Origin of the sequence: Pseudomonas sp. UME65 (genome assembly GCF_014170225.1) — a bacterium.
Lineage (GTDB): Bacteria > Pseudomonadota > Gammaproteobacteria > Pseudomonadales > Pseudomonadaceae > Aquipseudomonas > Aquipseudomonas protegens.
In genome coordinates this window covers 1-17,931 of sequence record NZ_LZZQ01000016.1, presented here as the reverse complement: position 1 = coordinate 17,931, position 17,931 = coordinate 1, and the positions used below count along the sequence as shown (strand labels likewise).

Annotated in this window: 20 protein-coding genes and 1 pseudogene; 9 read left to right on the top strand and 12 right to left on the bottom strand. The window is 65.9% G+C overall.

The genetic code is table 11. The annotated features are described in order from the left end of the window. Window positions 1-54: 54 nt before the first annotated feature. Window positions 55-507 carry an Lrp/AsnC family transcriptional regulator gene (locus A9971_RS25440; RefSeq protein ID WP_011060976.1) on the bottom strand — a complete coding sequence of 151 codons (453 nt, stop codon included), beginning with the start codon at window positions 505-507 and terminating at the stop codon, window positions 55-57. A gap of 242 nt (window positions 508-749) precedes the next feature. Here A9971_RS25440 and A9971_RS25435 point away from each other — a divergent pair, with 242 nt between their 5' ends. The 4 genes from A9971_RS25435 (at window position 750) to A9971_RS25420 (ending at window position 3,417) form a co-directional block, all read left to right on the top strand. Further along, window positions 750-1,367 carry a LysE family translocator gene (locus A9971_RS25435; RefSeq protein ID WP_011060975.1) on the top strand — a complete coding sequence of 206 codons (618 nt, stop codon included), beginning with the start codon at window positions 750-752 and terminating at the stop codon, window positions 1,365-1,367. A 9-nt stretch (window positions 1,368-1,376) separates the two neighbouring features. Then, entirely contained in the window at window positions 1,377-1,787 is a 411-nt protein-coding gene (locus tag A9971_RS25430) for a MaoC family dehydratase (RefSeq protein WP_259652271.1), read from the top strand. A 578-nt stretch (window positions 1,788-2,365) separates the two neighbouring features. Beyond that, a complete protein-coding gene (locus A9971_RS25425) occupies window positions 2,366-2,767 on the top strand; it encodes a hypothetical protein (RefSeq protein ID WP_015635375.1) in 402 nt (133 codons plus the stop codon). Between the two features lie 95 nt (window positions 2,768-2,862). After that, the gene (locus A9971_RS25420) at window positions 2,863-3,417 is read left to right on the top strand and encodes a UPF0149 family protein (RefSeq protein WP_015635374.1); all 555 of its coding nucleotides are present in this window, start codon (window positions 2,863-2,865) and stop codon (window positions 3,415-3,417) included. A gap of 84 nt (window positions 3,418-3,501) precedes the next feature. Here A9971_RS25420 and A9971_RS25415 read toward each other — a convergent pair whose 3' ends face one another. The 8 genes from A9971_RS25415 to A9971_RS25380 all read right to left on the bottom strand — a co-directional run bounded on the left by A9971_RS25415 (window position 3,502) and on the right by A9971_RS25380 (window position 8,364). Next, window positions 3,502-4,089, bottom strand: coding sequence for a hypothetical protein (locus A9971_RS25415; protein ID WP_174395533.1), 588 nt, complete (start codon window positions 4,087-4,089; stop codon window positions 3,502-3,504). 16 nt (window positions 4,090-4,105) lie between these two features. Further along, window positions 4,106-4,714: a hypothetical protein gene (locus tag A9971_RS25410; protein ID WP_041752195.1), complete on the bottom strand. Its 609-nt coding sequence runs from the start codon at window positions 4,712-4,714 to the stop codon at window positions 4,106-4,108. A 107-nt stretch (window positions 4,715-4,821) separates the two neighbouring features. Then, window positions 4,822-5,172 (bottom strand): hypothetical protein, encoded by a 351-nt coding sequence (locus A9971_RS25405; protein ID WP_182999845.1) that lies wholly within the window; start codon window positions 5,170-5,172, stop codon window positions 4,822-4,824. Window positions 5,173-5,212: 40 nt separating this feature from the next. After that, on the bottom strand, window positions 5,213-5,506 hold the full coding sequence (locus A9971_RS25400; RefSeq protein ID WP_011060967.1) for a hypothetical protein: 294 nt from the start codon (window positions 5,504-5,506) through the stop codon (window positions 5,213-5,215). A 135-nt stretch (window positions 5,507-5,641) separates the two neighbouring features. Beyond that, on the bottom strand, window positions 5,642-6,118 hold the full coding sequence (locus tag A9971_RS25395; RefSeq protein ID WP_041117818.1) for a surface-adhesin E family protein: 477 nt from the start codon (window positions 6,116-6,118) through the stop codon (window positions 5,642-5,644). After that, entirely contained in the window at window positions 6,115-6,762 is a 648-nt protein-coding gene (locus A9971_RS25390) for a hypothetical protein (protein ID WP_182999844.1), read from the bottom strand. Before A9971_RS25390 ends, A9971_RS25395 begins: the two co-directional genes overlap by 4 nt. A 115-nt stretch (window positions 6,763-6,877) precedes the next feature. Further along, window positions 6,878-7,663 carry a PhzF family phenazine biosynthesis protein gene (locus A9971_RS25385; RefSeq protein WP_077935010.1) on the bottom strand — a complete coding sequence of 262 codons (786 nt, stop codon included), beginning with the start codon at window positions 7,661-7,663 and terminating at the stop codon, window positions 6,878-6,880. 5 nt (window positions 7,664-7,668) lie between these two features. Next, window positions 7,669-8,364, bottom strand: coding sequence for a transcriptional regulator (locus A9971_RS25380; protein WP_053158040.1), 696 nt, complete (start codon window positions 8,362-8,364; stop codon window positions 7,669-7,671). Between the two features lie 182 nt (window positions 8,365-8,546). Between A9971_RS25380 and A9971_RS25375 the strand changes: the two genes are divergently transcribed. The 5 genes and pseudogenes from A9971_RS25375 (at window position 8,547) to A9971_RS25355 (ending at window position 14,634) form a co-directional block, all read left to right on the top strand. Then, window positions 8,547-9,239 (top strand): response regulator transcription factor, encoded by a 693-nt coding sequence (locus A9971_RS25375; RefSeq protein WP_053158037.1) that lies wholly within the window; start codon window positions 8,547-8,549, stop codon window positions 9,237-9,239. After that, window positions 9,239-10,576 (top strand): sensor histidine kinase, encoded by a 1,338-nt coding sequence (locus A9971_RS25370; RefSeq protein WP_182999843.1) that lies wholly within the window; start codon window positions 9,239-9,241, stop codon window positions 10,574-10,576. The genes A9971_RS25375 and A9971_RS25370 overlap by 1 nt, the downstream gene beginning before the upstream one ends. A 147-nt stretch (window positions 10,577-10,723) precedes the next feature. After that, window positions 10,724-12,958 (top strand): annotated as a pseudogene (locus tag A9971_RS25365) (TonB-dependent siderophore receptor). Between the two features lie 44 nt (window positions 12,959-13,002). Beyond that, window positions 13,003-13,905, top strand: coding sequence for an alpha/beta hydrolase (locus A9971_RS25360; protein WP_182999842.1), 903 nt, complete (start codon window positions 13,003-13,005; stop codon window positions 13,903-13,905). Window positions 13,906-14,022: 117 nt separating this feature from the next. Next, window positions 14,023-14,634 carry a DNA-3-methyladenine glycosylase gene (locus A9971_RS25355; RefSeq protein ID WP_125063922.1) on the top strand — a complete coding sequence of 204 codons (612 nt, stop codon included), beginning with the start codon at window positions 14,023-14,025 and terminating at the stop codon, window positions 14,632-14,634. A gap of 232 nt (window positions 14,635-14,866) precedes the next feature. Here A9971_RS25355 and dctM read toward each other — a convergent pair whose 3' ends face one another. Genes dctM through A9971_RS25340 form a run of 3 tightly spaced genes read right to left on the bottom strand, consistent with a single transcriptional unit; the run spans window position 14,867 to window position 17,838 of the window. After that, window positions 14,867-16,147, bottom strand: a complete 1,281-nt coding sequence (dctM, locus tag A9971_RS25350) for a C4-dicarboxylate TRAP transporter large permease protein DctM (protein ID WP_182999841.1) — start codon at window positions 16,145-16,147, stop codon at window positions 14,867-14,869. Further along, on the bottom strand, window positions 16,147-16,779 hold the full coding sequence (locus tag A9971_RS25345) for a TRAP transporter small permease (protein WP_053158031.1): 633 nt from the start codon (window positions 16,777-16,779) through the stop codon (window positions 16,147-16,149). Before A9971_RS25345 ends, dctM begins: the two co-directional genes overlap by 1 nt. 57 nt (window positions 16,780-16,836) lie before the next feature. Beyond that, window positions 16,837-17,838, bottom strand: coding sequence for a TRAP transporter substrate-binding protein (locus A9971_RS25340; protein ID WP_182999840.1), 1,002 nt, complete (start codon window positions 17,836-17,838; stop codon window positions 16,837-16,839). Window positions 17,839-17,931 lie beyond the last annotated feature (93 nt).

Below are 17,931 nucleotides of genomic sequence, written 5' to 3'. Positions count from 1 at the left end.
GGATGAAGGAGCCTGCACCTTAGAACCTGCGGGGCCTTCGAGCCTTGATCCCGATCACAATGGCAGAGTGCGGTCCTGGATCACCTGCTTCATCACCAGGGTCGAGGTCAGGCGCTGGACGTTGGGCAAGGTCGACAGGCGTTCGTCATACAACCGCTGGAACGCCGGCAGGTCGCGGGTGATCACCTGCAGCAGGTAATCGGGTTCGCCAAACAGCCGCTGCGCCTCGACGATCTGGACAATGCCCTGCAAGGCAGTTTCGAAGGCCGCCACGGCCTGGTGATCGCCCTCGCGCAGGGTGACGAACACCATGGCCGAGAAATTCAGCCCCAGGGCGCTGGGCGCCAATTGTGCGCGATAGCCCAGGATCACCCCGGACTGCTCCAGCGCCCGTACCCGGCGATGGCAAGGGGACAGGCTGAGACCGACCCGCTCGGCCAGGTCGGTGACCGACAGGCGGCCGTCGGCTTGCAGCTCGGCAAGAATCTTCTGATCAATCCGATCCATTTGAATAATTCTCCCCATTCGAAGGTTTGTACTTGGAATATTAGAGAAAAAATCCCCCTCGATCTTCACTATTCTTTCTTCACACCTTGAAGCCCCTGCTCACCGCAGCTGTGCGGCGGTCGAGCCCCTGATGCCCGTGAGAAAGCCCCATGCCCTACCCCCTTGCCAAGCCGCACCCTGCGCTGCCTAACGCGACTGCCTGCCCCGCCCACGCTACCTGCAGCCAGCCGAGGTAAGCCAACATGGAACCGAGCATGTTGGCCGCGTTCTGGGCAGTGTCGCTGCTGTTCGTGATCACCCCCGGCGCCGACTGGGCCTATGCCATCTCTGCCGGGCTCAACGGCCGGGTGGTGATTCCCGCGGTATCCGGGCTGCTGAGCGGGCACCTGCTGGCGACCCTGGTGGTGGCCGCCGGGGTCGGCGGGCTGGTGGCGCGTTACCCCCTGGCCCTTGCGGGCCTGACCGTGGCCGGTGCCGGCTACCTGCTGTGGCTGGGCGTCGGCCTGCTGCGCCACCCGTCCACGCCCCAGGCCGGCGCAGGCCAGGCCGATGCTTCCTGGGCGCGCTGGTCGTTCAAGGGCCTGTGTGTCAGCGGCCTCAATCCCAAGGTATTCCTGCTGTTCCTGGCCCTGCTGCCACAGTTCACCAGCCCCGCGGCCGCCTGGCCGGTGTCGCTGCAGATCCTCGCCCTGGGGCTGCTGCATGCCTTCAGTTGCGCGGTGATCTACCTGTTGGTGGGCTTCGGCTCGCGCACTGTTCTGCAGGCGCGGCCGGTGGCGGCGCTGTGGGTCAGTCGCCTGTCGGGCGGGTTGATGGTCCTGATTGCGCTAGTGTTGCTGGCGGAACAACTCCTGGCTTGAGGAAGACCCATGCACAGCTTCAGACAACGGGCGGCTCACGGGCTGCAAAGCGGTGACAGCTTCAGCCTGTCGCGATGCTTCACTCCCCAGGACATCCAGCGCTTTGCCGAGATTTCCCGGGACTACAACCCGGTGCACTACCACCCGCCCTTCGCCGAGGCCCGAGGGTTTCGCGAACCGGTGGCCCATGGCCTGCTGACCGCCAGCCTGGTGACCGAGATCGGCGGGCAGATCGGCTGGCTGGCCTCGGCGATGCGCTTCCAGTTCCGCCGCCCGGTCTATGCGGGGGATACCGTGACCTGCCGCTGGCTGATCACCGAGGTGGATGCCCGGGGCCGGGCCACGGCGATCATCACCCTGAGCAACGAAGATGGCGTGATCGTGCTCGAAGGCGACCCGGGCAACCCCGTGGCTCGGTAGGCCTCACGCCCTGCGGCGCACCCGAAGACGCCTTCGCTGGCAAGCCAGCGCCTACACAAAGCCCCGCCACCACGCCATCTCGTAGGAGCCGGCTTGCCGGCGAAGAGGCCCTCAGGCCATGCGGCGCACCCGAAGACGCCTTCGCTGGCAAGCCAGCGCCTACACAAAGCCCCGCCACCACGCCATCTCGTAGGAGCCGGCTTGCCGGCGAAGAGGCCCTCAGGCCCTGCGGCGCACCCAAAGACGCCTTCGCTGGCAAGCCAGCTCCTACGCAAAGCCCCGCCACCAAGCCATCTCGTAGGAGCCGGCTTGCCGGCGAAGAGGCCCTCAAGACCTGCCGCGCCCCCGAAGACGCCTTCGCTGGCAAGCCAGCGCCTACGCAAAGCCCCACCACCACGCCATCTCGTAGGAGCCGGCTTGCCGGCGAAGAGGCCCTCAAGCCCTGCGGCGAACCCGAAGACGCCTTCGCTGGCAAGCCAGCGCCTACGCAAAGCCCCGCCACCACGCCATCTCGTTGGGGCTGGCCGGGCACAGAATTTTCTCTGACAGCGGCTACGGGATCGCTATGATGGATCACCATGAACCCCAGCCCCGCGATCCGCCAACCCTGTCCGCCCGGCGCCTGCATCTGCGAGCGCGAGCAGTTGCTGGACACCCCCGGAGCCGACCTGCGCATCCTCAATCTCACGCGCCAGGAGGAAAAGCGCCTGCTCGAACGCCTGGAAAACCTCAAGGACCTGGCGGACCTGGAACACATGCAGCGGCGGATGTACGAACAACTGGGCATCCGCGTCCAGATCAGCCCCAGTGACAACGTGGTCCGCAGCATGCGCGGCATCGCCATTTCCCTGGGCGAGTTGCCCGGCCTGTGCCGCAAGACCCGGCAATCGATCCCGGCCGCCATCCGCCGGGCCATGGAGCAGCGCCCGGAAATCGCCTACCGCCTGCTGGACTCCCAGGACCTGTTGCGCGGCACCTGAGGGCCGCGCACTCAAGCGCCGCCCATACCGTTCAAGGCTTGCAGCCCGGGGCCTGAACCCGGAAACTTGCCGCTGCTTTTTCCAGGACTTCTCTCATGCAAAACACCCCATTGAACGCCGCCGACTTCGAAACCCTCGAAGACACCCTGCTCAAGTACGGCGACGACCACTCGGTACTCAACCCCTGCGAGCTGGACGGTTATTTCACCGCGCTGGTGTCGGGCCCGACCCAGGTGGATATCGCCGAATGGTTCCCGGCGATCTGGGGCGGCGAGAACCCCAATTGGGAAACCCCGCAAGAGTGCCGGCAGTTCATCGACCTGTGCGTGCGCCACATCAACACCCTGGCCGAACAACTGGCCAGTGATGCCCAGGGTTTCCATGCACGTTTCGAAACCACCGAACACCAGGGCCAGGACCTGTTGCTGGCCGAAGAATGGTGCTTTGGCTACCTGCGTGGCGTGGCCGTGGGCAACTGGCCGCAGATGCCGACACTACAGACCGGCCTGTTGCAGACGATCATCGACTGTGCCGAACAGGACAACTTCGAACTGCCGGCCGACCTCGACCTGGACCAGCATCGCCAGCAGGTAGCGGCCATCGAACCGGCCGCTCGGGCGCTGCATGCCTACTGGGCGGCGCAGCGCTGAAGTAAACCGCATCCAAAAAAAACGCCGCGGGCTCCAATCAGGGCCCGCGGCGTTTTTGTCTGCGTCCTGCCAGCAGCGCGAGGCTTACAGCAGTTTGCGTTGCACCGCTTCATCCAGGGTGCTGCGGGCCAGTTGCTGGACCACGTCGCGGGTATCCGCCTGGAAAGGAATCGCCACGATCAGCAGCAGTTGCATCCAGGTGCGCACCGACTCGCTCTTGCGAATCCGCCCCAGTTCCTTGCCGTCCTTGTCCTTGAACACCGTCTCCAGGGTGAAGGTGTTCTTCGCCGTGGACGGGATGATGAAGAAGGTGGCGCCGGTGATGATGGCCGAGGCCATGCTGAACTGCTCGTTGTTGTACAGGGTGGCTTCGGCGTACAGGTCCGACTCGACCTTGTCGGTGCTGACCCGGGCAAAGCGCCCGGACTGGCGGTAGGTATCGGCCACCGCCGCTTCCCAGGCGGCGGCCGGGGCGCCGGCGGCAGCATTGGCCGGGCCGCCATTGACCTGGTTCATCGCGGTGGTGCGCACGAAGGCCGTGGGTTTGTGTTGCTCCGCCTGGGCGGTGGGTGGCCAGGCCGTGACCGGTGCCAGTTCGTGTTGCGAATAGGACACGCAGCCGCTCAGCAGTACCGCGGCCAGCACCAGTACGTGCTTGATGGAACCGAACATGTGACGCTCCTTGATCCTAGTGCGCCAACCGGGCGGTGGCGTTGTCGAGCAATTTGGCAACCAGCTCGTTGAGCTGCTTGGCGCCCTGGGTCGGGGCCCAGTATTCGCGCCCATAGAGACCGACATTGCGCTCGAACTTGAGCTGCTCCCTGGCGCTGGCCAGTTCCTTGCCGTCGCGATCGACGATCGACAGATCACCGGCCAGGTCGAAGCTGTCGACGTAGATCGGGCCATTGACCCAGATCCACAGCGTCAGGGTCAGCAGAGCCCCCGGTACATAGCCCGGGTGCGGCCCGCGATGGCCCTTGAGGGAGGTCATGTTGAACTTCAGCACCACGTCGTTTTCCCCCAGGCGGGTAGGAAATTCGCTGAGTTGCTGGAAGTAGCCGGCGCTCTTGACGTAGGGCGTCAGCTGGGCGGTCAGGGAGCGGCTGATGGCGGTACGGGTGGCTTCGTCGATACCGGCGGCGGAAACCTGCACATCGGCGATTTGCGCGGTGCGCGGGCTGCTGGCAGGCGCGGGATGCAGCGGTGCGCCCAGGGGGCCGGTGACGTTGTAGGACACACAGCCGGTCAGCGCAAGGGTGGCGACAAGGGCGGTGGCCCTGAGGAGGGTTCTGAACACGAAATATCCTTATTGAGGGACGGACAGCACCAACGTCTCGACCCCGGCGCCCAGAACTTTAGGAAAACCTCGCATTCGGTTGGGCGCTACAGGCCCGCTCCCGGGCCTTATTGATAGTCCTCTTCATAGGCCTGGAGCAGATTGAACAAGTGCTCCTGGGGCATCGCGCAGTCCTCCAACGCTTCGGGCGCAACACCGTTCCATTGCTCATCGGGGTCGCTTTCGACAATCAGTAGCGGCACCTGGGCGTTGTTGCAGAAGGCGAGGATGTCGCGCAGTTCCTGCTCGCGCTCTACATGGTCGTTGTGAAACAGCTTGGCGCTGTAGAAGAAACCCTCGGCGCCACGGCGCAGATAGCCCTGGGCAATGCGCAGGGACAGGCCCAGGCGTTGATGGAGAAACTTGACCAGCGCCAGGTCAGTGGTGGGAGTCGCGGCGGCGATGCTTATTCTGGACATGGCAGGTTCCTTGATAAATCGGCGGGCAGCCCTCGCCCTGCTACTCGGGGCGCCACAGTTCGAGCCCCTCCACATGGCGCTCGATGTCGTCCATGTCGTCCTCCCCCAGGGTACGGTCGAAGGGTTCGCTGAGAATCCTGCGCACCTGGGCCAGGCGCTGGGTGACCTGCTGGTTATCGATGAAATCGGTGGTGGCGCGCTGGTAGTCGGCCACGGGTTTATCCATGTAGTAGGCGCCCATCTTGTGCAACGAGATCAAGACGAACTCCAGCTCCGCCAGGGCCTGCAGCGCCTGCTCGCCAGAGAGGGTGATGGTGCGGTTGCTTTCCAGCATCGAAACTTCCTTGGTGCTCAACAGTTGGACAGAACGCCGCCTGGGCGGCGTGCGGCGCGCGCTTCAATCAGGCAGGCCACCGCCCATGCTGATCATGGCCTGGCCGGGCTGAACAACAGGCCCGGCTGACACCGCTCACCGACTCGGTGCCGGAGCCAGCTTGAGCCGGGTCGGATCGACCGCGCAGGCCATGTTGCGCAGCTCCCCGATCAACGATTGACGGGGAAAGGCGGCCCATTGCGCAAGATCTTCCTTGCGCATGACCTCCACGCCCTGGGCGAAGGGCTCGGAGAAGTACACCCGGCCGAACTGCGCCGACTCATCCTTCTCGCAGTTGATCACCCGGGTCGCGCGGGAGCTGTAGATCGGCGGCTTGCCACCGCCCAGCGCAGCAGGCTTGGCGTAGTTGTTGACCAGATAGAACTGCCGCAGGTTCGGGTTGTTCTGGTAGAGGGCCAGCGAGTTGGCGGCAAAGTAGGTGGCCAGTTCCGGGCTTTCCAGCACCTTGAACATGCCGTCCGGACGCTGCGGCGCCGGGGCCTCCCCGGGGGTACCCGAATGCGCGCAACCGGCGAGCAAAAGCGCCGCGCTCAAGCTCAACAGCTTGTTCATCGGCCCGCTCCCTGGGCCAGGTCCGGCCGCTCCTGCTCCAGCAATGGCTGATCGACAGTGCCCTGCAGCGAGCAGAGCAAACGGGTCTTGCCGTCTTCCTGGCTGAGCATGAGGATCTTTTCCGCGGAGCCCGGCGCCGGGGCGATGCCCGAAGCGGCGGCCGGGTTGTCCTGCCAGGGGGTCGCGGCGTTGAGTTTGATCTGCGGCCGGGAGACGAAGTATTCGCCAGTCTCCTGCCAACCGGCCTGGGGCAGCGCGGCCATGACGGCCTCGCGGCTGGCATCGATTTCAAAGCCCCAGAAGTGAAAGGTGCCCTGCTCGCCCAGGTCGAACTGACGGTCGTAGTAGGCGGTCAGGGGCAGGCCCTGATCCAGCAGCGGCCGGGAAAACGCCATTAGCGCGGAGGCGCTGTCGCGGCGCTCCGCCACCGGAATCCAGGCGATGCCCTGGCGCTGATTCTCCGCCAGTTTCACCACCTGCCCGAGCTCGGCGCGCTGCTGATACAGGGCCTTGAAAAAGCTCGGCTGGCACTCCAGCAGGCTCTGGCTGAGGCTCGCTGCCTGGGCAGCGCCGGCGCTCAAGCCCAGGAGCAAGGCCAACAGCGGTGAGGTGGAAAGGCGGGGCAAGGTGCGCGTCCGTTGCATGGTCTGGAGCATCCTGAGCAGGCGAAAAAAACGCGACTCTACTCCCGCCGGCACCGCCGAGACAAATCCGCCTGCAGGCACCAGGCCTGCATGGCAGAGCGGCGCCGCAGCCGGTTCAGAGGAAAATACGGCCCTTGAGGTACAAGGCGCCGTAGCCGCTGATGATCACCCGCCCGTTGTCCAGCACCTGACACTCCAGCTGGCCCTTGCGCGCCCCGCCCTGCTGCGCCCGCAGCTGACGCTTGCCCAGGCGCGCGGCCCAGTAAGGCGCCAGGGAGGTATGGGCAGAACCGGTGACCGGGTCTTCATTGACCCCGACCCGCGGGCCGAACCAGCGCGAGACGAAATCGAATGCCCGGGACGGCGCCGTCACGGCGATGCCGCGCACATCGAAGGCGGCCAGTGCGGCGAAATCGGGCTTGAGCGCCTCCACCAGAGATTCGTCGTCCACCACCAGCAGGTAATCGTCGGTGCGGTACAGGGCCTCGGCCGCCGGCAACCCCAGGGCTTGCAGCAGGGCCGGGGGAATCGCCACGGCCTCGGGCTGCTTGGCGGGAAAGTCCATGGACAGCAGGCCGCCCTCGCGGCTCACCCGCAACTCGCCGCTGCGGGTGGCAAAGCGCAGCACGTCGCGGCGCTCGCCCAACTGCTCGAACAGCACCCAGGCCGCCGCCAGGGTGGCGTGCCCGCACAGGTCGACCTCCACCGTGGGGGTGAACCAGCGCAGTTCGAAGACTTCGCCCCGGGGCACGAAATAGGCGGTTTCCGACAGGTTGTTCTCCAGGGCGATGCGCTGCAGGACCTCGTCCGGCAACCAGGCATCCAGGGGGCACACCGCCGCCGGGTTGCCACCGAAGACGTGGGAGGTAAAGGCATCCACTTGAAAGATATCGAGCTGCATCGCGGTCATTCCTCGGCGCCTTGGGCGCGGATCTGTTCCAGGTAGTTGTAGATGGTGTAGCGGGTCACCCCCAGGGCCGCGGCGGCCTTTTCGATCCCGCCCTTGACGATGAACACCCCGCGCTCCTGCATCTGGCGCACGGCGTCGAGCTTGTGTTGCTTGCTCATGCGCGCCCCGTTTCCCGGGCAGGCGCCCTGGATGATCTGGGCCAGCAACTGTTCCATGTCGGGGGCTTCGTCGCGGCGCGGCGCAGGCGCGCTGCCCAGGCCCAGCAATTGCCCCAGGCAGGCATGAGCGGCGGCGATACCACTCAGGTCGCTGTTGCTGCACAGGCTGGCGAAGGGCTGCCCGCTGCTGTCGCGAAAGATCACCGTGGAACTGCGCAGCTCGCGGCCGTCGGGGGCCAGGGTCGGGTAGTTCTCCAGCACCAGCGGGGTCGCCGCGGAGCGGTCTTGCAGGGCACGTCGCACCGCGGCAAAACCCAGGTCCTGGCGCGGCCCGACCAGCACCGAGTCGCCTACCCGGCGCCCGGTGACATGACCATTGGCGATGGCGACGATCGAGCACTCGGGACGGTCAAGGTCATGCAGGACAATCTCCACGTGCCGGCCGACCACGCTGCCCAGCATCTGCAAAGTGCTGTGCAGCACCTGCAGCACCAGCTGACGTTCGGCAAGCAGGGAAGCGCAAGATCGGTTCATGGGTGACTACCAAGGTGAACGGCCAGGAAAAATATCAACACTTTGTTGAATATTCAACTTCTTGTTCAGTTGATCCCGGTCATGCCCGCCCATCATGGCAATTGCATAGCCAAGGGCATTGCTGCAATATTCGCAAATGTAAAACATTCTCATTAAATATCCCCATTCAAGTGCTCTGCCCCATGACCCCCAACCTGCTCCTCGTGGAAGACGACGCCCGACTGCGCGACGACCTGGACCTGCATTTCCGCCAGCGCGGCTTTACCGTCACCACCTGCACCGACGGCCGCCAGGGGCTGGCCGCGGTGCGCGCCGGTCACTTCGACCTGGTGCTGCTGGACATCATGCTGCCGGGCATGGACGGCCTGGCCCTGCTGGAAACCCTGCGCCAGGAACAGGGCACGCCAGTGATGCTGATGTCGGCCCTGGGCGCCGAGCAGGACCGCATCACCGGCTTTACCCGAGGCGCCGACGACTACCTGCCCAAGCCCTTCAGCCTGGCCGAACTGGACGCCCGCGCCGACGCCCTGCTGCGGCGCATGGCCCGGGTGCAACAGCTGCAGGCCACGCGCCAGGACCCGATCCTCAGCTTCGACGAACAGGCCCAGGACGTACTGCACCAGGGCCGCGCAGCGGGCCTGACCGGTTCCGAATACCGGTTGCTGGTGACCCTGCGCGAGCACCCCGGGGAAACCCTGAGCAAGCCGTTTCTCTATCAGCACGTACTGCACCGCATCTACACGAGGCTCGATCGCGGCCTGGATGTGCACGTGTGCAACCTGCGGCGCAAACTCGCCGACCTTGGGGTGCAGCACCTGCAGATCCAGGCGGTGCGCGGCGCGGGCTACATCCTGGTGGAAGCGGAACGCCACTGATGCGCCGTCACCCCCTGCTGTGGAAACTGGCGCTGTTGCAGATCGGCTTCTGCCTGCTGCTGACCTGGATCATCTGGACCTGGGGCCTGTCGGCCGAGCGCAGCACCTATTTTCTCGACCCCGCCGACCGCCAGTACCTGGCCAGCTACGCCCAGCAGGCCGAGCACGCCTGGCGCCAGGGCGGCGTGGCCGGGGTCGATGAGTTCCAGCGACAACTGGCAACCCGGGAAGACACCTGGGTCGCGGTGATCGGCGATCGCCTGCAGAGCCTGGGCAGCACGCCGCTGACCGCCGAGGAAGCCAGCCACCTGACCTTCATGCGCAAGCTCGACTGGCCCATGAGCCGGCGCCTGCAGGACGAGTTGCCCTACGTCAGCATCGAATTCCCCGAGCACCCGGAGCAAGGCCGGCTGGTGCTGCAACTACCCGAACGCCTGCTGCCCAGCGGCCTGACGCCCTGGACCCACCTGCTCAGCCATGGCGTGGTGCCGACCCTGCTGGCCGCCCTGCTCGGCCTGTTGCTCTACCGCCACCTGGTGCTGCCGTTGAACCGCCTGCGCGACCGCGCCGATGCCTTGCGCGCCGACGACCTGGAAAGCCAGGGCCTGGGCACGCCCCTGGTGAACCGCCACGACGAACTGGGGGAACTGGCCCTGGCCTTCGAGCACATGGCCGAGCGCCTGCGCCAGAGCCTGGCCCAGCAGCGCCTGCTGCTGCGCACGCTGTCCCATGAGCTGCGCACGCCCCTGGCGCGGTTGCGCATCGCCCATGACAGCCGGTTGCCGCCGGAGCAGTTGCGCCAGCGCCTGGACCGGGAAATCGCCGACATGCAGCGCCTGCTGGAAGACACCCTGGACCTGGCCTGGCTCGACACCGAGCGCCCGCAACTGCCTACCGAAGCGGTGCAGGTGCTGTCGATCTGGGAAGCCCTGCGCCAGGACGCCTGCTTCGAAAGCGCCTGGGACGCCGAGCGCCTGCCCTGCCTGCTGGACGCCGAGTGCCGGGTCCAGGTGCACCTGGACAGCATCGCCCAGGCCCTGGAGAACCTGCTGCGCAACGCGATCCGCTACTCCCCCGCCGGCGGCCGGGTGAGCCTGCGCGGCTGGCGCGAAGGCGCCTATTGGCACCTGTGCCTGGAAGACCAGGGACCAGGGGTCGCCGAACAGGACCTGCAACGCATCTTCCAGCCCTACCAGCGCCTGGACTCGGCCCAGGGCGACGGCTTCGGCCTGGGCCTGGCCATCGCCCGGCGCGCCGTGGAGCTGCACCAGGGGCGGATCTGGGCCAGCAACGGCCACCCCGGGCTGTGCATGCACCTGCTGCTGCCCGCCGCCTAGGCCCGGCACAAGCGCGCCCGGCTCCCTGACAGAACCTCGTACCGACCTGGAAGTGTTTAGAAAGTTAATGCGCTTTACTCGCAAATAGCAGTCATTATCATTCGTGATCTTCTGTTTCTGCCTCTGTCCCGGAGATCACCGATGTCCATGCGCTCGATGCGTCCTTTCGCCCCCTTCCTGCTGTCCACCTGCTGCCTGCTCAGCCAGGCCGTGCAGGCTGCCAATGAAGGCTCGACCCAGCCGGTCCTGGAGCTGGAACCCCAGAGCGTCATCGCCACCGCCAAGGAAGAAACCAAGCAGGCACCGGGGGTCTCTGTGATCACCTCCGAGGACATCCAGAAGCGCCCGCCGGCCAACGACCTGTCGCAGATCATCCGCACCATGCCCGGGGTCAATCTCACCGGTAACTCCACCAGCGGCCAGCGCGGCAATAACCGGCAGATCGACATCCGCGGCATGGGCCCGGAAAACACCCTGATCCTGGTGGACGGCAAGCCTGTGGGCAGCCGCAACTCGGTGCGCTACGGCTGGCGCGGCGAGCGTGACAGCCGCGGCGACACCAACTGGGTACCGGCCGACCAGGTCGAACGCATCGAAGTGATCCGCGGCCCGGCGGCGGCCCGCTACGGCAACGGTGCCGCTGGCGGGGTGATCAACATCATCACCAAGCAGGCCGGCAGCCAGACGTCTTGGCCACGTTGCCGTAGACCCGGTAGCTCAAGCTGTCGGTCAGCGGGCCGTTGAGGCCGAAGCTCATGCGTTGGGTGGCGCCTTCGTCCTTGTGGGTCGGGAACGAGCTGTAGATCGTGGCATTGCCGTGGGTCTTCCGACGACGCCGACATCAACGCCGGCCATGAATCCCTGCGCACCGGCAACCAGGTCGGCACCCTGCCCGCCGGCCGCGAAGGGGTACGCAACAAGGACCTCAACGGCCTCTTGAGCTGGCACCTGACCCCGGACCAGAGCCTGGACTTCGAAGCCGGCTTCAGCCGCCAGGGCAACATCTACACCGGCGATACCCAGAACACCAACAGCAACAGCACGGTGAAAAACCTGCTGGGCCACGAGACCAACCGCAGCTACCGCGAGACCTATTCGGTGACCCATCGTGGCGAATGGGACTTCGGCAGTTCCATGGCCTACCTGCAATACGAAAAGACCCGCAACACGCGGATCAACGAAGGCCTGGCCGGCGGCACCGAAGGCATCTTCAGCAACAGCGAGTTCTACACCGCGGTGCTGCGCGACCTGACCGCCCATGGCGAGGTCAACCTGCCCCTGCGCGCCGGCTTCGAGCAGACCCTGACCCTGGGCAGCGAATGGTCCCAGCAAAAGCTCGACGACCCCAGCGCCAACACCCAGAGCACCAGCGAAGGCGGCGCCGTGGGCGGCCTGAGCAGCAGCAACCGCAGCACCCAGTCCAGCGCGCAGATCTTCTCGCTGTTCGCCGAAGACAACATCGAACTGCAGCCGGGCACCATGCTCACCCCGGGCCTGCGCCTGGACCACCACAGCATCGTCGGCGACAACTGGAGCCCGTCCCTCAATCTGTCCCACGCCCTGAGCGACACCCTGACCCTCAAGGCCGGCATCGCCCGGGCCTACAAGGCGCCGAACCTGTACCAGCTCAACTCCGACTACCTGCTCTACAGCCGCGGCCAGGGCTGCTACGGCCAGAGCACCAGCTGCTACTTGCAGGGCAACGACAAGCTCAAGGCCCAAACCAGCGTCAACAAGGAACTGGGCCTGGAATACAAGGCCGACGGCTGGGTGGCCGGGCTGACCTATTTCCGCAACGACTACAAGAACAAGGTGGAATCCGGCCTGGCCCCGGTGAGCCATGCCAGCGGCGGCAGCGGCGCTTACCGCAACTCGGCGATCTACCAGTGGGAAAACGTGCCCAAGGCCCTGGTGGAAGGCCTGGAAGGCACCCTGACCATTCCGTTGGCCAGCCAGCTGACCTGGAACAACAACTTCACCTACATGCTGCAATCGAAGAACAAGGAAACCGGCGACTACCTCTCGGTGACCCCGCGCTACACCCTCAACTCGATGCTCGACTGGCAGGCCACCCAGGACCTGTCGCTGCAGGCGACCGTGGCCTGGTACGGCCAGCAGACGCCGAAGAAGTACGACTACCACGGCGACCGCGTCACCGGCAGCGCCACCCAGCAACTGGCGCCGTACGCCATTGCCGGGGTCAGCGGCACCTACGCCCTGACCCGCAACCTGAGCCTGACCGCCGGGGTCGACAACCTGTTTGACAAACGCCTGTTCCGTGAAGGCAATGCCCAGGGCGTGAACAACATCGCCGGGGCCGGCGCCGCCACCTACAACGAACCCGGGCGCACCCTGTACACCAGCCTGACCGCTTCGTTCTGAGCCATTAGCAAGAGCCATCACCAAGAGTCTGCCGAGAACGCCTGATGAGAACTTTTTTCCTGCCCCTGGCCCTGGCCTGGGGCCTTGCGGGAGCGGCCCTGGCCGCCCCCGCCCCGGACCAGCCCATGGACCGCAGCCTGCTGCAACGCCAGGACCTGCCCTACCGCTTCACTAGCCTGCAACTGGATTCCGCCGACGGCCAGCGGCACTACCAACTGTGGATCGGCAAGCCGTTGCAGGCGCCGCCGCCACAGGGCTACCCGGTGCTGTGGATGCTCGATGGCAACGCCGCCATCGGCGCCCTCGACCCCGAGCAGCTCAAGCGCCTGGACCAGGGCCAGGCGCCGCTGCTGGTGGCAGTGGGTTACCAGACCCCACTGCGTATCGAGCGCAACGCCCGCACCTATGACTACACCCCGCAGCAACCGGGCCAGGCGCAGCAGCAAGACCCGCTGACCGGGCAACCCAGCGGCGGCGCGCAAGCCTTCCTGCAACTGCTGCGCGAGCGCATGCGCCCGGCCGTGGCGGCCCAGGCACCGATAGATACCGCGCAACAGACCCTGTGGGGCCACTCCTATGGCGGCCTGCTGGTGCTGCAGGCGCTGTTCAGCCAGCCCCAGGCGTTTCGCCACTACGCTGCCGCGAGCCCTTCGCTGTGGTGGGGCGACGGCCTGATCCTGCCCCAGGCCCATGGCCTGGCCGAGCGCCTGCAGGGCCATCATTCGCAATTGCTGCTGATGCGTGGCGGCGCCGAGCCGGGCAACCCGCGCCAGCCAGCAGGGCCCGAGGCCGACCAGCGCGCCCGACAGTTGCAGGCGCAACTGGCCCAGGTGCCGGGGTTGGCCCTGGACTACCACAGTTTTGAAACACTCAGCCATGGCCAAACCCTGGCGGCCTCGTTGCACTACGTGCTGGAGCGGCTCTACCTATCGGCGGCCAAGGACTGAAAACCCTGCGCCCGGGTGCAAGGCCCGGGCCGCGAGTTCCAGCACAAGAGACAGGGTGCAAGCCTTGGGGCGGCGGGCTAATCTGCCGCTCGCCCCGCCACTTGTTCCGGATCGCCAATGCCCACCTGCCCCGCCACTCGTTTTCTTGCCGCACTGGATGCCGACTGGGCCGCGCTGATCGCCGCCGTCGGCCCCTGCCTGCACCAGCCCCGCCCGGAGCGCGAGCCTTATCAGGCGCTGGTGCGCGCGGTGGCCTACCAGCAACTGCATGCCCGCGCGGGCGACGCGATACTCGGCCGCCTGCGCGCTTTGTTTCCCGGGCAGGACTTCCCTACGCCCGGGCAACTGGCCGATGCCAGCCTGGAGAGCCTGCGCGGCTGCGGCTTTTCCGCACGCAAGGTAGCGACCCTGCAGGGCATCGCCCAGGCCACCCTGGACGGCCGCGTCCCCGATGCCGCCAGCGCCCGTGGCCTGGATGACGAACAGTTGATAGAGCGCCTGATCCAGCTGCCTGGCATTGGCCGCTGGACCGTGGAGATGCTGCTGATCTACAGCCTTGAGCGCGAGGACATACTGCCCGTGGATGACTTTGGCGTGCGCGAAGGTTATCGCCGCCTCAAGGGCCTGGAACAACCGCCCAGCCCCCGGCAGCTGCGCCAGATCGGCCAGGCCTGGAGCCCCTGGCGCACCACTGCTGCCTGGTACCTGTGGCGCGTGCCGACGGCCTGAACACCGCGCACTTGACCCGGTGCGGACTGGCCGCTGCGCGGTTCGCCGGCAAGCCGGCTCCTACGGGGTTATACCCACCTGTAGGAGCTGGCTTGCCAGCGAAAGCGCCCGCAAGATCGCCCCATTCCCTCGCCATCAACCGCGCCCAATGGCCGCTGCGCGGTTCGCCGGCAGGCCGGCTCCTACGGGGTTATGCCCGCCTGTAGGAGCTGGCTTGCCAGCGATGGGGGCGCTACATGCCCAGCCAGTTGGGCAAGGCCAGGGAGATCAGCGGCACGTAGGTCACCAGGATCAGGAACAGCAGCAGGATCATCAGCCACGGCATCGCCGCGCGGATGGTCTGGCCCAGGGTCAGGCCGGTCACCGCCGAGGTCACGAACAGGTTCAGGCCCACCGGCGGGTGCACCAGGCCGATCTCCATGTTGACCACCATGACGATGCCCAGGTGAATCGGGTCGATCCCCAGCTTCATGGCAATCGGGAAGAAGATCGGCGCCAGGATCAGCACGATCGCCGAGGGCTCCATGAAGCTGCCCGCCACCAGCAGCACCACGTTGACCATCAGCAGGAAACCGATCGGCGTCAGGCCTTCGGAAATCACCCAGGCGGTGATTTCCTGGGGGATCTGTTCGGTGGTCAGCACATGGGCGAAGAGCATGGCGTTGGCGATGATGAACATCAGCATGATCGACAGCCGGCCCGACTCCAGCAGCACCTTGGGGCAGTCCCGCAGCTTCATGTCGCGGTACACGAACAGGGCGACGAAGGCCGAGTACACCGCCGCCACCGCCGCCGCCTCAGTGGGCGTGAACATGCCGCTGTAGATGCCGCCAAGAATGATCACCAGCAACAACAGGCCCCAGAACGCCCGACGCGCAGCACTCAGCCACTGGCCAAAGGTGGCCCGTGGCTGGGCCGGCAGCTTTTTCACCCGGGCCACGATGTAGATCGCCACCATCAGCAGCAGGCCCAGCAGCAAGCCGGGCACCACGCCGGCCATGAACAGCTTGCCCACCGAAGTCTCGGTGGCCGCCGAGTACACCACCATGACGATCGACGGCGGAATCAGGATGCCCAGGGTCCCGGCGTTGCAGATGATCCCGGCGCCGAACTCCTTGGGATAGCCGGAGCGCACCATGCCCGCCACGGCAATCGAGCCTACCGCCGCCACGGTGGCCGGCGAGGAACCGGACAGCGCGGCGAACAGCATGCAGGCCAGCACCGCGGCAATTGCCAGGCCGCCACGGATGTGGCCGACGCAGGCATTGGCGAAGTCGATCAGGCGCTGGGCCACGCCGCCGGTGGTCATGAAGGCCCCGGACAAGAGGAAGAACGGAATCGCCAGGAAGGTGTAGGCGTCGGAGGTCTCGAACAGCTTGATCGCCAGGGAGCTCAGGGAGTCCTGGCTGAACATCAGGATCGACGCCGCCCCCGACAGGCCCAGGGCAATGGCGATGGGCACGCCGAGGAACATGAACACGAACAGCAGCAGAAACAGACAGAGCACGGCCATCAGTGACGCTCCTCATGGCTGCCCGCCAGCTTGCTGGCCTCGCCCGCCTCGTCGGCCAGGCCCAGGCCGAACTGCCGTCGGGTGAAGATGCGGTAGAAGATTTCCAGGTAGCGGATCAGCACCAGGGCGAAGCCGATGGGCACGATCACCACGATATGGCTGACCCGGACGCCGAAGCGGTCCAGGTCTTCGGCACCGATATGGGCGGCCATGATCGCGCTCAGCCACTTGAAGCTGGCGACCATGAACAGCCCGGCGTACACCAGGCAGCACAGGCAGGCGAGCAGCGCCAGGTAGCGCTGCACCGGGCGCGGGGTCAGGCGCACCAGGGCGTCCACCCCCAGGTGCCCGGCGGTGCGCACGCCATAGGAGATGCCGAAGAAGATCAGCCAGCCGAACATCGCCTTGGTCAGGGCCACGCTCCAGGTCATGTCCTGGGCCAGGCCCATGGTGGCGTCGCCCAGAGCGTTGAAGAAGGCGCTGCTGGCGGCCCATTTGTCGGCCAGGGCGAAGAACAGGGTGTAGATGTTGTTGAGCATCACGTAGACGAAGGTCACCAGGGTCATGGTCGCCAGCAGCAGGGCAATCAGGCCCTCCTCCAGGTGCTCCCAGATACGTCTCAGGGACTGCATAGAGATACCTCGCGAAACGGGCAGTGGCCGTCCGCCGCGGACGGCCGGGAGGGCGTATCAGTGGCGCTGGTTGGCGGCGTCGGCGGCCTTGATCAGGTCGGCGCCGATCTCGTCCTCGAACTTGCTCCACACCGGGCGCATGGTGTCGCGCCAGGCCTGGCGCTGCTCGGGGGTCAGTTCGATGATTTCGCTGGTCCTGGCCTCGACGATCTTCTGCCTGGCGCTCTGGTTCAGGGCCTCGGCCTGTTTGTTCACCTCTACCGAGACCTCGGCCATGATGGTTTCCAGCTCGCCGCGCACGTCCGCCGGCAGGCCGTTCCAGAAGCTCGCGTTGGTGATCACCATGTAGTCGATCAGGCCGTGGTTGGACTCGGTGAAGTACTTCTGCACCTCGTTGACCTTCTGGCTTTCATAGTTCGACCAGGTGTTCTCGGTGCCGTTGACGGTGCCGGTCTGCAGGCCCTGGTAGACCTCGGCGAAACTCATCTTGCGCGGGTTGGCGCGCATCGCCTTGAACTGCTCTTCGAGCACGCTGGAGGCCTGCACGCGAAACTTCAGGCCACGGGCGTCCTTGGGTTCGTGCAGGGGCTTGTTGGCCGACAACTGCTTCAGGCCGTTGTGCCAGTAGGCCAGGCCGAGAATGCCCTTGCCCTGCATCGAGGTCAGCAACTGCTTGCCCTCGGCGGCCTGGAAGCGGTCCACCGCCGCCAGGTCGTCGAACAGGAACGGCAGGTCGTAGATCTGGATCTTTTTCGTGTACTGCTCGAATTTGGCCAGCGACGGCGCCAGCATCTGCACATCCCCCAGCAGCAGCGCCTCCATTTCCTTGCCATCGCCGAACAGCGACGAGTTGGGGTAGACCTCGACCTTGACCCGCCCCGGCAGGCGCTCCTCGGCGAGCTTCTTGAACAGCAGCGCGCCCTGGCCCTTGGGGGTGTTCTCGGCCACTACGTGGGCGAACTTGATGACGATCGGGTTGCCGGTGGATTCGGCGGCCTGGGCCACCCCGGCAGCGAGCAATGCGGCGGCACAGAACAGCGCTCTTGAGAGCTTGAACATGGACTTCACCTTTTTATTGTTGTGATTGAGGGAAGAGTGCCTAAGGCATGGCGTATAGAGAATTTCGAATTTTTGATACCCGCGTTCACCCCC